Source organism: Candidatus Nomurabacteria bacterium, assembly GCA_016699365.1.
GTDB lineage: Bacteria > Patescibacteriota > Minisyncoccia > Phycocordibacterales > UBA9973 > CAZLWF01.
In genome coordinates, this window is sequence record CP064973.1 from 112,232 (window position 1) to 127,508 (window position 15,277).

A 15,277-nucleotide genomic window follows, 5' to 3' on the forward strand; every position below is an offset into this window, starting at 1 on the left:
CGTTTTAAAATAATATGAGGGCAAACAAAAGTTATTTATGCAAAACTTTACACATCCTGTCTGGGCCGAATATATATGGATAGACGGCCAGGAAACGGGCAAGCTCCGGTCAAAAGCTCAAAGAATTGAATACCCTGAAGGATTGATGGGTAAGCTCGCTGTATCTAAAATTCCCGAATGGGGGTTTGACGGATCAAGTACAATGCAAGCCGAAGGTCACTTCAGCGACTGCGCACTCAAACCAGTCTATGCAGTACTCGATCCGGTACGAGGAGGAAGGAATATTCTCGTATTGTGTGAGGTAATGAATCCTGATGGTTCACCTCACAAAACAAATACGAGACATCATCTCTTTCAAACTATTGCAAAATATCCGGAAGCAGAAGCATGGGCCGGTATCGAACAAGAGTACACGCTCTATGGAGCAAACGGAAGACCATTTGGTTGGCCTAAAAAAGGCAATCCTGATCCACAGGGTAAGTATTATTGTGGTGTAGGTTTTGACGAAGTGCACGGAAGACCACTTGTGGAGGCTCATATGAAAGCTTGTGTGGATGCTGGAATTTCTATCACCGGTGAAAATGGTGAGGTAATGCCAAGCCAACATGAATTCCAAATTGCAGTCAGAGATGCGCTGGAATGTGCAGATCAGCTATGGATTGCACGCTGGCTTTTGTATAGACTCGGCGAAGACTTTGGAGCATATGCCAAACTTGATCCTAAGCCTATGAGTGGCGACTGGAACGGAGCTGGAGGACATGTGAACTTCTCAACCAAATCTATGCGAGAAGAAGGTGGAATCAAGGTCATTCGTGAAGCTTGCGAAAAACTTTCCAAATCTCACTGTGAACATATGGCAGTGTACGGAGTAGACAATGACAAACGTCTGACCGGTAAGCATGAAACATGTTCATACAAACAATTTCGTTTTGGTGTAAGCAACCGCGGAGCATCAATCCGGATTCCTATGGCCACAGCAAAGAATAACAAAGGCTATCTGGAAGATCGCAGACCTGCTGCAAATCTCGATCCGTATAAAGTACTTACAGCTTTGATGGAAACAATTTGTGGAGATGGTTTCAATCCGAAAAATTTTGGATGGAAGCCTGATCTGGTTGTGACAGAATATGCTGTACTTTTTGAAAAGAATGCTGATATCCCGGTTGAGCAGCCGACAATATAACAAAACAATCCCCCGAAAATTCGGGGGATTTAATTTTTATTTTTGGAAAGATCTATCCTGGTATTGGAAAATACATCGAAATTCTAATTGTAGTTTCATCTGATCGGATTGTCATCACATATTCCATCATCGTGCCACATTATAAAGGCATTACCATGAACCATTATCAAAGACCTCCAAAAGATGAACTCATTCCATGCAGGGTATGCTACACACAAGCTTCTGCTATATCTTTTCTCAGCTTCTCTTTCACCCGAGTTAAAATTCAAAACTATTTCTAAACTGTTCAATCCCAAATTCGTTTTCTGGGTTTCCAGCACATTGGTTTCAGGTGAAAATATCTTCCCATCTTCATCTGGCTTGCATACAATTGAAAATATCACGAACCATACATTTGGCTTTCTTCATAACTTTTGTCTTCATTTAATCTTGCTCTGAGTAAAGTCGATATTCAAATTCATCGAGGATAAGCATTTTATCATTTTCACAAATACTTTTCCTCCGTTCTAACAATCACTCTTCCAATTTTGCACGCAAACACAGTGCCTTTTCAGCCACAAGAGCTGCTTTCTCCATCCATCCAACTGCATCCTCTTCTTCTTTTGGGTCTTTTTGAGGTATTTCATAAACAATGTTTGTAAATTAAAAATATTTGTGGAAAGCAAGAGATTTGAAACTTACAGTTTCAGTACACCTTTTCGATGAATTCGGAATAAATTCCTCATTCATAACGAAAAGCTCTTCAAATCTCTCACGCGAGCAAAGCAGTTTGCTCGCTCGTCTCCGCAGTTCTTCACTGCGTTCAGACCTGCGGAGACGGAGAGATTTGAACTCTCGAAGGCTTTGACACCTTGCCGCCTTTCCAAGGTAGTGCACTAGACCGCTATGCGACGTCTCCATAGCCCTCACCCGGAGGTGAGAGCAGGTTGCCGCGCCGATAGCTAACCCCTTCGGTGGAAACATTAATACGTGTCCACCTAAACTTAAAGAACTCTACGTCTATACTAACGATTAAAAGAAAACCTGCAAGTTTATTGCAGGTTTTTATCTTATTTATTCAACAAAGCTTTCACTCTATCCTCTACTGGAGGATGCGTCGCGAACAATCCTCGAACTTTACCTCCAAACGGATTTGCAATAAAAAGGTGTGCTGTAGCTTTGTGTGCTTTTTGTAGTGGTGCGCTATGTGAAGAAATCTTCTGTAGTGCGCTCGCAAGACCTTCTGGATAACGTGTAAGTAGTGCACCAGATGCATCAGCTAGAAATTCGCGTTTGCGTGATATAGAGAGCTGCACAAGCATCGCAAATATCGGCGCGAGTATCGCAAGCACTATTCCTACAATCATAAGAATACTTCCACCTTTAGAATCATTGTCACGCCCGCCAAAGATTTGTGAGCGTAAAAATATATCAGCAATAAGAGAAATAAACCCAGCCAGCACTACTGCTATTGTTGAGACTAAAATATCTCTATTCCCTATGTGAGAAAGTTCGTGCGCAGCGACGCCTTCTAGTTCAGTTCTATCTAAAATATCTAATATACCTGTTGTAAAAGCCACTGCTGCATGCTCTTTGTTGCGACCAGTTGCAAATGCGTTCGGTGCAGAGTCGTTTATGATATACACTTTCGGTTTTGGAATACCAGCTGTAATAGAAAGATTTTCGATAATATTGTGGAGTTCCCTGTATTGAACTTCGTCGGCTGGCTTTGCTCCTGACACACGGAGTGCAATCTTTGCACTATTCCAATAAGCAAAAATATTCATAAATATGGAAAAGATAAAAAATCCATAAAGAATACTCGGATTACCGTAGACTTGTGAAAACACAAATCCAATACCGACAATCAAAACCAAAAACGTAGACATGAGAAGCCATGTACGCCGAACATTTTTATCTTGTTGTGTGTAAAGTGTTGCCATAATTTATTTAAACTCTAGATCAAGCCTTTTATTTTAAATTATATTTATCAACAAAGTAGGAATTTGGATTGCCTTGTGTATAAGCTTGTCCATACACTACCTCATTACATGCCCCAACCAATGCCTCACAAATACCAGAGGGTGTATAAGTTGCGAGCTCATAAGATGTCAGACAATCACCCATTATTGCACCCTGCTCATTGTAATAAACCACATTTAGATCTGCGATTCTAGAATCTTTTTTTAACATAAACTGTGTCCCGTCTGCCCAGTGACATTCAGCTATCTCCGCATAAGGATATGTGGAAACAAGTCCTTTTAAGAAAACAATCGTTGGGTCTACAGGCTTTGATTGCGTAACTTCCGGTTCTTCTTCTTTTACAACCACGTCCTTTACCACACTTGTTTCTATATCACTTTCGATTCGCTCAGATACTTTGTCATTTACTGCGAGCATCCAAATACCGATTGCAAGCAAAATGATAACGGTAATGAGAAGTATTGTATTTAATTTTGAATTATTATTTTGCATAAAAACTATTGAATTATAATCGGAATATAGATTGCCTTGTCGTTTTCTGGTAATCCTGATGCATTGTCGTTGTGAATCTCAATAAATGCGAGTCCTGATGGAAGTCCTGTAAAATCAATTGTCCCTGTAAAAGATACTGGACCTACGGTCATCCAATCTGTGATTGCGTTACCATGGCTTACACGAAGCAAATTTTTATTCTCGTCTAAGATATTTAGTAAAACATTGCCTTCGAAAAAGTATCCACCTTTTATATTTCCACTAAATACAATTGGTTGCTTTACAACAGAATCCCCGGCATAATCGATGCAGATATAAAGTTCGCAGTATCTCCTTCTAGAGCAGGAACTGTTGTGTCTGGAACATCTATATCAACAATCGTATCTTTTGGTAAATCGTCCACTACTACGTTTCTATCTTTTACATACACCAAAAAAGCTATTACCATTACGAGGAACAGTATTAAGAATCCCGCTAGATAATCAAAAAATTTATGTAGTGTCATCGTGTTTTAGAATTTTACTTCCACTGGCTTACTCTCCACTCCATCATCTGGAATATCAAAGAATTCCATTTTTGCAAATGAAAACATTTTTACAAATATATTTCCTGGAAACATTTCAATCTTTGTATTTAAGTCACGAACGTTCGTGTTGTAAAAACGTCGCGCTGCTTGAATCTTGTTTTCAGTATCTGATAGTTCACGTTGAAGTTCCATAAAGTTCACATTTGCTTTCAAGTCGGGATATGCCTCTGCGATACCGAAAAGCCCTGTGATAGCTTGTCCGAGCATAGCCTCAGTTTTTCCATGCTCACCTGCAGTTTTTGCCCCCATAGCAGCAGCACGAGCCTGTGTGACCTTCTCGAAGGCAGTAGATTCATGAGTCGCATAACCTTTTACAGTAGAAACAAGGTTTGGGATGAGGTCATAGCGACGTTTTAGCTGGACTTCAATATCCGCCCAAGCTTCTTTTGTGCGATTTACAAGACGAACAAAGCCGTTGTACATCCCGATCGAGAACACGACCAGAACAGCTAGAATAATTAATACGATGATTAGTGGTGACATAAAATTTATTTAAAATAAAGCGATAAAGCGACTTCTTGTATTATAACAAAAAACAGAGATATATCAGTTTGACTTTTTATTAAATTTGATGTATTGTTTGCAAAAAATGAAATGTCAAAAATACTCAACCTTGACGAATTAGAATTACTACAAAGACAAGGGCTCTGCGAAGACATACGAAACAAACTTAGCGCCCCTCTCTCACTCGCAGATATAGTCTTGAACTTTTTTGATAATACAGAATTGAACGAAGAGAAAAAGAAAGAGTGTATAAGGATAGCTATAGATGCTGCGAAAATTTCAAAAGACAGTATAGAGCACATAACCGCAAGCCTCGATTACATATTATCTCTATCAAATGAGAAAATACCAGAATTGATAAGAGGAAATAGAAAAAAGTAACAAAAAACCACTAATTAGTGGTTTTTATTTTATATTACGTCTTATTTGACTTTTCACATAAAAAGTGATATAATACCATAAAACGTATATCATGAAAAAAATATTCAATACAAAAACTTCGAAAGGTTTGTTAAACCTAGCAACATTTTCTGTGTTTCTATGCATGTTGGCATTCACTGCTGCGGCATACCACAGAGCATTTATCGACGGCACCCTTACCCCTATTATTAAATGGGGATTTGCATACAATATGCTATGTTTAGCATTTGTATTTGAGGTTACGACATTTTTACTCCTTTTCTGGTTAATTATGAAGCGTCGTAAAGAAAAGGCTGTTGAATAGCAGTAAATGATTATAAATAAATAAAAATAAAAAAAACCGCCTACCTTGAGGCGGTTTAATTTTTTATTTTTTTAGCTTCCTAGCTCTTCTCTGCTCCCAAGCCACAAGTAATGGAGATGCTAAAAATATAGATGAATATGTTCCGAAAAACATTCCCGCAGTAAGCATTATTGCAAAGTACCGAGTAGATTCTGGACCAAACACTGCAAGTGCTGCTAGGGCCAATATCACAGTCAAAGATGTATTTATGGAGCGAGTAAATGTCTGGGATATACTTTTTCCTACAGTTTCTTTGAAATCTTCTTCCTTGTTTTTATCTAAATTATCCTTTAGATTTTCTCTGATTCTGTCGAACACAACAATAGTATCTGAAACTGAAAGACCCAATATAGTTAGGATTGAAACTATCAACAGCGTATCAACTTCAAGATTTTTAAAACTTGCTATAGCTGCAAATATTCCAAGAGGTATCAGAACATCGTGCAAAAGTGTACACACAGCGATAATTCCGTATTTCCAAGAAGAAACTGGTTTTGAAACTTTTCTAAATGCATATGCAATAAACAAGACTATTCCGAAACATACTAAGATGATCTGAATTATTGCCTTCCTTTTCAATTCCGTCCCAACAGAAGGGCCCACTGAGTTGAAACTTATTTCTTCTATACTCACTGTGCCTGATAAGCCAAGTGCATTGAACAAAGACTGTCTTTCTACATCAGTTAAATCACGAGTTTTTACAAGATATCCATTTTCACCAGCTGGTTGAAATATAGGACCTATATCAAGACCTGAAACTTCATTTTCTAAAATAGATACTTCTGGTCTACCAGATGGATAGTTAACTTCCATTACTGCCCCACCTTTGAAATCAATTCCTAGACTAAGTCCAAAATAAGCAATACTCGATACAGCTAAAAGGACCAAGGCAACTGACAACCAGATAAATATTTTTTTGTACTTGATGATAAACATATTATTTTGAAAATCCTGAACTAAATAAAAATCTAGTAATCTTATTGGTCTTTTTAATATTCAATGCGTACAAGAATAATCTAGTTATAGATATAGCAGAAACAAGAGATATGATAACACCAAGACCAAAAGTAAGTGCGAAACCTTGGATAACTGATGTTCCAAATATGAAAAGTATTAAAGCTGTAATAATACTTGAAGTATTAGAATCACGGATAGATAGCCATGCTCGTTCAAATCCTGTGTGAATTGCATCCGAAATACTTCTATCGTGTTTTCTAATTTCTTCTTTTATGCGTTCAAATATAAGAACATTGGCATCTACAGCAATACCTATAGATATGATAAATCCAGCAATACCGGCAGCAGTAAGCGTAATCGGAATAATCTTGAATAATGCGAGCATCATAACTATATACATAACCAAAGCTATAACAGCAATAAGTCCTGGAAGTCTGTACCAGAAAATAAGAAAAGCAGATATCAATAAAAATCCAATCAGTCCTGCAGAAACACCAGCTTCTACAGCACTAGCTCCTAGTGTTGCCCCAACTGTCTGAGTAGATATAAGTTCAATAGGTACAGGCAGTGCTCCTGAATTTAGACGGCCAACTAGCTGCTTTGCTTCTTGAGGTGTAAATAGACCTGTTATTTGAGCCTGACCACCCGATATAACAGATCTAACTACTGGAGTCGATATAGGTGAACCGTCCAAATATATAGCAACTGTTTTTCCTATGTTCTCTCGTGTGATGTCTTCAAACATCTTTGCACCTTGTTCATCAAACTGCAGGGAGACTATAGGTTCACGTGTTGAGGGATCAAATTCGAGAGTTGCTCTTTTTAGATATCTTCCTGTTAGCTCAGTGCTTATATAATTTAAATTATTTAGATTTATACTATCTAGGTTTATATTTCCATCAACTACATTACTAGCATCCAATTGAATTGGCGCGTTCGGATCTGGATTTTCTATTTTAAATTCAAGAAGTGGAGTCTGCCCTATCATCTCTACAGCCTCATCAATGTCTGTAACCCCAGGTAAATCTATAGACAATCTTTCTTCTTGATTGTTTGCAAAACTTCCCTCTTGTACCTGAACAACTGGCTCTGCAACACCAAACAAATTGACTCTGCGCTCTATAACATCACGCAGTGCATTCATAGAATCGTCCACCTCAGAAGGAGTTATGGCACTAGTATCAGCTCTGTAGACCAAATGTGTTCCACCAGAAAGATCCAAGCCTAGTTTAAATTTAAAATTCTCAAAAAAAGCAGGTGTCGAAAATATTGCTTTATCTTTGTTTTCTGAACCTACAACAAAGTAACCTACGAGGAGGCCAAATATCAAAACTATTACAGCTAAAATTCTTGTTTTAATCATATCAATATAATAGGCCTATTCTATATTTTTTAATATAAAACGCAAACTTGACCTTTTACCAATTTAGTATCCTTTTTACTTTAGGTCTAAGGGATCTGTATACAACAAAAGAAGTAACCGCCCCCAAAACAAACCCCGCTAAAATATCAAATGGAAAATGTACACCTGCAACAATCCTAGATACACCAATAATCAAAGCTCCTAGAAGATAGAAAATTCCAATTCTTTTGTGGTACATAAAAAGAGCAACTCCTAGCGCAGAAAAAAAAAGTTGCGTGCCCAGAAGGAAAAGAGTCATAACTACCATAATCAAAAAGTGGTTTTATTTCTGTGTAAGTTATAAAAGGCCTCGGACTGTCGAAAATATCCTTTAAAATAAGGACGAAAAGCCATGACAGAAATGCGGACGTGAGAATGACAGAAGCTTCCCCGATCTTTCTTTTCACCTTATCAAAAGAATACTGGGAACCTTCTTCGTCGTGATGAAATATCAGAAACAAAAATACTCCAACTGTTAGCAGTGTACCGAAAGATGTGGCCAAGAATACAACAATAGAATCAAAAAACACAGACTCCGATGTAAGGCTATTTAAGAAAATAAATATATTTTTATCTAATATTCCAATCATAATTATCTATTTAATCTAATCAAATTTCTAAATAATACTGCAATCGTAATAGGACCAATACCCCCAGGAACTGGAGTTAGTAAGCTAGCTTTACTTAAAACACCACTATCAACATCACCTAAAATCTTTACACCTACTTCACTTGTCCCGGCATCTATTAAGATAACACCATCTTTTATATTATCGTTTTTTATAAGACCAGGAGATCCTGCGCCGGAAATCACTATGTCTGCATTTAATAAAACTTCGTTGAAATCCATACTAGAACGAGTGAGTACTGTAGGCCTTATACCTAAACCCTCCAACCATATCCGCGCTGGATCACCCACGAGCCTACCCTTACCAATTATGACTATTTTTTTATCCTTTAGGTCTACGGAATACTCTTTGAAAATTTCATCAATAGCACCAATTACTGGAGGTAGTACACCCTTCTCTTTTCCTAGATTTATAAATGTATCTTCTCTCAAAAGATCGGTGTCATTATCTTGTGGAATATTAGAAATAATCTTTTCTTGATCTAAATGTTTTGGAAGTGGGAGCTGGACAATTATTCCTGTATTTTTATCTACAGAGTTTTTTATCTTCTCTATAAGTTCGTTTTCACTTATACTCTCATCTAAATTAATAATTTCTACAGCAATACCAATACTTTCACCAAATTTCTTTTTTAAATTTACAAAAACATCTATAACTGGATTATTCCCAATATAAAAAAGTACAAGCTTTGGTTTAGAATCCATATTCGAAATATCAAGAATTAAATCTTCTTTTATCTTGTCTCGTATTTTCTTTCCATCAACTATTTGTGTTTGCATTTTATATTTTACAATCCAAGAAATTCGTTACGCATATCATCTCTGTGTATTGCTCGAGCATACTTACGCATACTCATCAAAATACCAAGACCTAAAAATGAAGTGAGCAGGTGCGAACCTCCGTAACTCATAAAAGGCAATGTAATTCCCGTAACTGGCATAAGGCCGATATTCATCCCAACATTGATTATAAAGTGACTCATAAAAAGTATTGCGAGACCCATACCAAAAAGCACTTCGAAGTTTGATGAACCATGCATAGCATTTGCAAGTATCCTCCAGAAAACTATCCCGTATAAAATGAAAAGTAATAAAACTCCTATGAATCCCCATTCTTCGGTATAAGCAGAAAATATAAAGTCTGTCTCATATTCTGGTAAAAATTGTAGTCTAGACTGAGTGCCGTATCCTACCCCTTTGCCCAATATCTCCCCTGAACCAACTGCTATGGTCGACTGGTAAGCATTGTATCCAGTACCCTGTATATCAGCCAAAGGATGGATGAAGTTCATGATTCGAGCTTTTTGATAGGGCTGAAAAACAAATAACCACAGAATAGTAAATATCACAGCTCCGGCACCAACTACAAACATCAAATGTTTTTTTGACATCCCAGATACCAAGACCATCCCAAACCATGTCAAAAATATAATAATTGCACTACCAAAGTCTGGCTGTAAAAAACTAATATAAATGGAACAAAAGCATATAACCCAGAAATAACTATATGCCTCCAGTGAGCAATCTCCACATGTCTTCGAGAAAAATATTTTGCAAGCATCAAAACCACAACAAGCTTCATCATGTCTGAGGGCTGGAGAGATATTCCTCCAAAATCAAACCAACTCTGCGCCCCTTTCGATACTGTTCCAACAACAAACAAAGCTAAGAGTAAGCCACAAAAAAACAAGAAAAGATACACCAATACATCTGTGCGTTTCAATATTCTCACATCGATAGAAGAGACAACAAAGAAAACAATAAAGGATATAAGTATCCACAATAACTGCCTATCAAACAGAACTGCTTGCCCTGTAAAAGAATGCATCGTGATCAACCCTGCAAACAAAATAGGTAAAAGGGCTAAAATCAAAATCCAGTCAATTTTTCGTATATTTCTCTCTATCATAAATTAGCGAAGTGGGATTTCAAAAACACTTGTTCTAGGATATATCTTTTTATTTACTATGTTTTCCATAAAAGGCGCAGGCCAAGTGAAGAATACTTGATCTCTTGAGCCAGGCAGTATGCTTTCTACGATAGTAGAACTAGCTCCGACTACGTTCTCATTCTCATCAAAAAGTAGAGCTACAGCCGTGATGTTTGATATTTCATAAATAGAAGAATTTTCAATATCTGCGATTAGTCTAGGTCGAGTCCCTAAATTTTCTATCTGAATATCTTGTGATGACAAAAATACATCTAGTGCTCTTGGGTCTACGCGTTCAAAACGAGGGGGTCCTTTGAATTCAAAAATTGTATATTTAGGAGGACGATTGCCTACATCTACTCCTCCTTCAAAAACTACAAATGCTCCGTTTGGATTTACATAAGTAACACCCTCACGTTTTGCGATAAATATATTATCTGCATCATATATACGGAATTCATAATTTATACTACGGATTCCAGCATCGCGATTTGGGTTTTCTATATATGCGACTAAGTTATAAATACTTCCCGTAACAGGGAGAGCTCGTGACCATTGTATAGTTAGAGGCTGCACATCATTTACACAATATAATTTACATATTCCCCCACAGTCTACCCCAGACTCAGTGCCGTTTTGTCTACCATCAGAACATGTAGCGGGTTTGGTAATTTTTGGAACGATAATAAGTGCGAGGATTATAAGTCCACATGCAATCAAAATCGCAAGGATTGTAAGTTGTCGTTTGTGTGCCCAAGTCATATGAAATAAGTATATATTATTGGAGCTAAAGTATAAAGCAAAAACCACCGAGTTTTCTCGATGTTTTTATTTTTAGAAATATATACTTTGTTCTGGCGACTACCTACTTTTGCCCTAAGACTATCATCGGCACAACAGCGCTTAACTTCTTTGTTCGGAATGGAAAAAGGTGTGACCACTGCGTCAAATCACCAGAACAAAACATATATTTTTTCTATGGAACGAAATGTGTATTGAAAAACACCTCGGCAGGTACGACGGTACCGTACGGAGAAAATTTCTAGCAAGAAATTTTTGTGTGTTTTGAAATATACATGAGTGTATATTGTATGTGATTTTCAGATTTCCTAATAGGAATCGAATAATTAGTACTTCTCGGCTCAACACATTACTGTGCGTACACCTAAAGCCTATCAACGTGATCATCTCTCACGGTTCTCAAACGATTCCTTATCTTAGGGGGGGCTTCCTTCTTAGATGCTTTCAGAAGTTATCCCTTCCCGACATAGCTACCGAGCAGTCCATTTGGTAATAGAGCTCGTACACCAGAGGTCAGTCCACTCCGGTCCTCTCGTACTAGGAGCAGCGCCCTTCAAGAATCAACGAGCGCAGTAGATAGGAGACCAACCTGTCTCACGACGGTTTGAACCCAGCTCGCGTACCTTTTTAATTAGCGAACAGCTAAACCCTTGGCAGCTTCTCCACCGCCAGGATAAGGTGAGCCGACATCGCTGTCGATTTATCTCAAGAAAAATAAAAAACTTTTCAATCTTTCTTGAGAGTCTTCTGTCACCAGAAGGATCGGACTATATCTTCATCCTTTCATATAAATATGATTAGGAGATTGGCGTTTAGTCTCTGAGGATTCTTCATGTCTTTTGTAAAAAAGATTTAGAAGTCTTTCCTGCTGATTGTCTCAACATGCATAATTTTTTAAAACCACTCAGTATATTCTTTCGAATTGCTGTTTGGGTATATGCATTTAAAAGAGAGTTCCAGCATTTGGCCAATTTTTTGTATCTTTTATTTTGCTATCTACAACAAATATAAAAGACGGCTAATAATATCTCTATCATGGCACCCCGATATGTTAAGGTGCCGAACTCCGCCGTCGATATGAACTCTTAGGCGGAACTAGCCTGTTATCCCCGGAGTAGCTTCTATCCGTTAATCTTCGGCCGCATCTAATGCGTACCATCGGTTCACTAGGTTCTGCTTTCGCACCTGCTCGAGATGTCCCTCTTACAGTCAAGCCAGCTTGTGCCCTTACACTATCGGCACGATTTCCATACGCGCCTAGCTGACCTTAATAAACTCCTCCGTTACTCTTTAGGAGGATACCGCCCCAGTAAAACTACCCACCAGATACTGTCTCTCTGTGTTTTTGCCACAGGGATTAGAATATACATGTCACAAGAATGGTATTTCACTGACGAGTATTACACAGCCGAGACCGTGCACATAACCTCTCCCATCTATGCTACGCAGGTAAAACGTATATTCAATATCAAGTTGTAGTAAAGCTTCCGGGGTCTTTTCGTCTATCTGCGCTTAACCGGCATCTTCACCGGTATTGTATTTTCACCGAGCTATTCCCCGAGACAGTTCTCCAGTCATTACACCATTCGTGCGCGTCGGAACTTACCCGACAAGGTATTTCGCTCTTCTATACCTAAGAAGGACTCTATCTTCATCCTCTCTTTCGAGGTGGGATGCTTGACGCTGGTCTCTCGTTAGTCAAGTTTGGACCACATATCATTACTGACATGTAGGTAGCTTTCGAATGATTTAATAATTTTTTAATTTAATTGTTTACCTTTTTCTACAACAGTCCCAGTCCTTTCACATACAACCGAAGTCATATGCGAAACCTTAGGACCGTTATAGTTACGGCCGACATTCACCAGGGCTTATATCAGTCAGCTTCTCCCTACCCGAAGGCAGAGAGAAACCGCCGATATTTGACCTTCTCGCATTGGTCAGGTGTCACCCCCTATACATCCTCTTACGAGTTCGCAGGGAGCTGTGTTTTTGGTAAACAGTTGCCAGAGATACTTTCGCTGCGCCCCCCATAATGGTGAACTACAATATAAATACTGAAGTCACCATTATGGGGGGAAGCCTTATTCCGAAGTTACGGCTGCTTTTTTGCCGAGTTCCTTGGGGAACACTCACTCGTTCGTCTTGGTCTTCTCGACCCGATCACCTGTGTTGGTTTGCGGTACGGTTTCTGTTCTGTTATGCTTAGAAATTTTTCTTGGAAGCGTGCTTTGTAAAATTTACATGGGCGAACCCACATATTTATGCTCTACTTGGATGTCGCTTTTACGCCAGTTTCCGGATTTGCCTAGAAACCACCCTCATAGCACAAACAGAAATCCAATAATCTGCTCTACATACTACCCTCCGTCCTTCCATCGCACAGAAAAGAAGTCATGGAATATTAACCATGTGTCCATCACGTTCGGCTATCGCCATCTGCTTAGGACCGACTAACCCTTGGCTGATCAACATCGCCAAGGAAACCTTGATCTTTCGACGTGCAGGGATCTCACCTGCATTGCGGTTACTTGTGCCAACATTCTTACTTCGACACGCTCCAGCATGGGTCACCCCTTTGCCTTCAACGCAGAGTCGAATACTCTCCTACCACTCCATATTTCCTCAGAAATATGAAATCCTCAAATTCGGTACAATGCTTAGCCCCGATTATCTGCGGCGCGGAATCTCTTGATGAGTGAGCTGTTACGCTTTCTTTAAATGATGGCTGCTTCTAAGCCAACATCCTCATTGTCGAAGAAATTCCACATCCTTGGTTTGCACTTAACATTGATTTAGGGACCTTAATTAGAGATCTGGGCTGTTTCCCTTTTTACTGACGGAGCTTCGCCCCCGTAGTCTAACTGCTGCGCTTTTAACTCTTGGTATTCGGAGTTTGATAGATGTCGCGAGATTGCTCCCTGTCGAAATCTTCCAGTGCTCTACCCCCAAGAGGAACGCACAACGCTAGCCCTAAAGCTATTTCGGAGAGAACCAGCTATTACCAGGTTCGATTAGCTTTTCACTCCAACCCACAAGTCATCCGAGAGTGTTAAACGGCTCACCGGTTCGGGCCTCCAGTGTGATTTCTCACACCTTCACCCTGCTCATGGGTAGCTCACCTGGCTTCGGGTCTTATGTATACTACCAATTACGCGCTATTAACACTTGGTTTCCCTGCAGCTCCAGTCTTTTAAAACTTTAGCTAAGCAGCATACATAAACTCGTTGGCTCATTCTTCAATAGGCACGCCATGGCGGACCCGAAGGCCCGCTCTGACTCTTTGTAAACATATGGTTTCAGGTCTATTTCACTGTCCTTTCGGACTACTTTTCACCTTTCCCTCACGGTACTAGTTCACTATCGATCTCTACATGTATTTAGCCTTGCCGGTTAGTTCCGGCGGATTCCCTCAAGCTATTCGTGTCTTGAGGTACTCAAGAATGACAACAAAAGAGATATATTAATTTCGTGTACCGGGCTATCACCGTCTTTGGCGTTGCTTTCCAACAACTTCTACTATCAATACATTTTGTAACTCTTTACGTAATAAAACGTCGTTATCACCTTACAACCCCGATTAATAATATCTTGCGACATTATCATTCGGTTTGGGCTCTTTCCATTTCGCTCGCCGCTACTTCGGAAATTTTGTCCTTACGGACTTTGTTTTCTTTTCCTCCAGGTACTGAGATGTTTCACTTCCCTGGGTATACTCTTTTTGATTAATCAAAAAGTTATTGAGGTTTACTCAATAGGGTTTCCCCATTCGGAGATCTTCGGATATATCGGTTGCTAGGCACCTCCCCGAAGCTTATCGCAGCCATGCTACGTCCTTCATCGCCATGTAGAGTCAAGGCATCCACCATATGCTCTTAATTTCCTATTAGGAAATCTAAAAACCACATACTCACTAAATACTCTCTCCGGAATATTTAGTGTTTTGAATTCATACTAAAACCAAAATCCAACCGCTTGGATAATATCAATATCTAGTATGAATTCACTCTGTTTACGACACGACTTAAAAGACCCCATGTTCTAGATAACCTAGAACAAAAAGATTGTA

At 39.0% G+C, this 15,277-nt stretch carries 15 protein-coding genes, 1 tRNA gene, 2 rRNA genes and 1 pseudogene; 3 read left to right on the forward strand and 16 right to left on the reverse strand.

Going from position 1 to position 15,277, the window contains the following annotated elements; all coding sequences use genetic code 11:
• Positions 1-37 precede the first annotated feature (37 nt).
• A complete protein-coding gene (locus tag IPJ63_00590) occupies positions 38-1,183 on the forward strand; it encodes a glutamine synthetase beta-grasp domain-containing protein (protein QQR76758.1) in 1,146 nt (381 codons plus the stop codon).
• Between the two features lie 95 nt (positions 1,184-1,278).
• Here the strand turns inward: IPJ63_00590 and IPJ63_00595 are convergent, their stop codons facing one another.
• The 7 genes from IPJ63_00595 to IPJ63_00625 all read right to left on the reverse strand — a co-directional run bounded on the left by IPJ63_00595 (position 1,279) and on the right by IPJ63_00625 (position 4,706).
• A complete protein-coding gene (locus IPJ63_00595) occupies positions 1,279-1,566 on the reverse strand; it encodes a hypothetical protein (protein QQR76759.1) in 288 nt (95 codons plus the stop codon).
• A gap of 428 nt (positions 1,567-1,994) precedes the next feature.
• Positions 1,995-2,081 (reverse strand) — tRNA-Ser (locus tag IPJ63_00600).
• Positions 2,082-2,232: 151 nt separating this feature from the next.
• Positions 2,233-3,051, reverse strand: a complete 819-nt coding sequence (locus IPJ63_00605) for a zinc metalloprotease HtpX (GenBank protein QQR77006.1) — start codon at positions 3,049-3,051, stop codon at positions 2,233-2,235.
• 82 nt (positions 3,052-3,133) lie between these two features.
• Positions 3,134-3,637, reverse strand: a complete 504-nt coding sequence (locus IPJ63_00610; GenBank protein ID QQR76760.1) for a hypothetical protein — start codon at positions 3,635-3,637, stop codon at positions 3,134-3,136.
• 5 nt (positions 3,638-3,642) lie between these two features.
• Positions 3,643-3,828, reverse strand: coding sequence for a hypothetical protein (locus IPJ63_00615; protein QQR76761.1), 186 nt, complete (start codon positions 3,826-3,828; stop codon positions 3,643-3,645).
• 89 nt (positions 3,829-3,917) lie between these two features.
• Positions 3,918-4,085 (reverse strand): hypothetical protein, encoded by a 168-nt coding sequence (locus tag IPJ63_00620; protein QQR76762.1) that lies wholly within the window; start codon positions 4,083-4,085, stop codon positions 3,918-3,920.
• A gap of 63 nt (positions 4,086-4,148) precedes the next feature.
• Positions 4,149-4,706: a LemA family protein gene (locus tag IPJ63_00625; protein ID QQR76763.1), complete on the reverse strand. Its 558-nt coding sequence runs from the start codon at positions 4,704-4,706 to the stop codon at positions 4,149-4,151.
• 111 nt (positions 4,707-4,817) lie between these two features.
• Here IPJ63_00625 and IPJ63_00630 point away from each other — a divergent pair, with 111 nt between their 5' ends.
• Positions 4,818-5,108 (forward strand): hypothetical protein, encoded by a 291-nt coding sequence (locus IPJ63_00630; protein ID QQR76764.1) that lies wholly within the window; start codon positions 4,818-4,820, stop codon positions 5,106-5,108.
• Positions 5,109-5,199: 91 nt separating this feature from the next.
• Positions 5,200-5,451 carry a hypothetical protein gene (locus IPJ63_00635; protein ID QQR76765.1) on the forward strand — a complete coding sequence of 84 codons (252 nt, stop codon included), beginning with the start codon at positions 5,200-5,202 and terminating at the stop codon, positions 5,449-5,451.
• A gap of 63 nt (positions 5,452-5,514) precedes the next feature.
• Here IPJ63_00635 and secF read toward each other — a convergent pair whose 3' ends face one another.
• From secF to IPJ63_00680, 9 genes and pseudogenes are all read right to left on the reverse strand, one after another.
• Complete coding sequence (secF, locus tag IPJ63_00640) at positions 5,515-6,426, reverse strand: protein translocase subunit SecF (protein ID QQR76766.1); 912 nt, start codon at positions 6,424-6,426, stop codon at positions 5,515-5,517.
• Between the two features lies 1 nt (position 6,427).
• The gene (gene secD / locus IPJ63_00645) at positions 6,428-7,810 is read right to left on the reverse strand and encodes a protein translocase subunit SecD (protein ID QQR76767.1); all 1,383 of its coding nucleotides are present in this window, start codon (positions 7,808-7,810) and stop codon (positions 6,428-6,430) included.
• Between the two features lie 55 nt (positions 7,811-7,865).
• The gene (locus IPJ63_00650; GenBank protein ID QQR76768.1) at positions 7,866-8,048 is read right to left on the reverse strand and encodes a phosphatase PAP2 family protein; all 183 of its coding nucleotides are present in this window, start codon (positions 8,046-8,048) and stop codon (positions 7,866-7,868) included.
• Positions 7,987-8,439: a phosphatase PAP2 family protein gene (locus tag IPJ63_00655; protein QQR76769.1), complete on the reverse strand. Its 453-nt coding sequence runs from the start codon at positions 8,437-8,439 to the stop codon at positions 7,987-7,989. Before IPJ63_00655 ends, IPJ63_00650 begins: the two co-directional genes overlap by 62 nt.
• A 2-nt stretch (positions 8,440-8,441) precedes the next feature.
• Complete coding sequence (locus tag IPJ63_00660; GenBank protein ID QQR76770.1) at positions 8,442-9,257, reverse strand: bifunctional 5,10-methylenetetrahydrofolate dehydrogenase/5,10-methenyltetrahydrofolate cyclohydrolase; 816 nt, start codon at positions 9,255-9,257, stop codon at positions 8,442-8,444.
• 8 nt (positions 9,258-9,265) lie between these two features.
• A pseudogene (gene rodA / locus IPJ63_00665) lies at positions 9,266-10,386 on the reverse strand (rod shape-determining protein RodA).
• A 3-nt stretch (positions 10,387-10,389) separates the two neighbouring features.
• Positions 10,390-11,169, reverse strand: a complete 780-nt coding sequence (locus IPJ63_00670) for a hypothetical protein (GenBank protein QQR76771.1) — start codon at positions 11,167-11,169, stop codon at positions 10,390-10,392.
• Between the two features lie 90 nt (positions 11,170-11,259).
• A 5S ribosomal RNA gene (rrf, locus tag IPJ63_00675) occupies positions 11,260-11,365 on the reverse strand.
• Between the two features lie 150 nt (positions 11,366-11,515).
• A 23S ribosomal RNA gene (locus IPJ63_00680) occupies positions 11,516-15,097 on the reverse strand.
• Positions 15,098-15,277 lie beyond the last annotated feature (180 nt).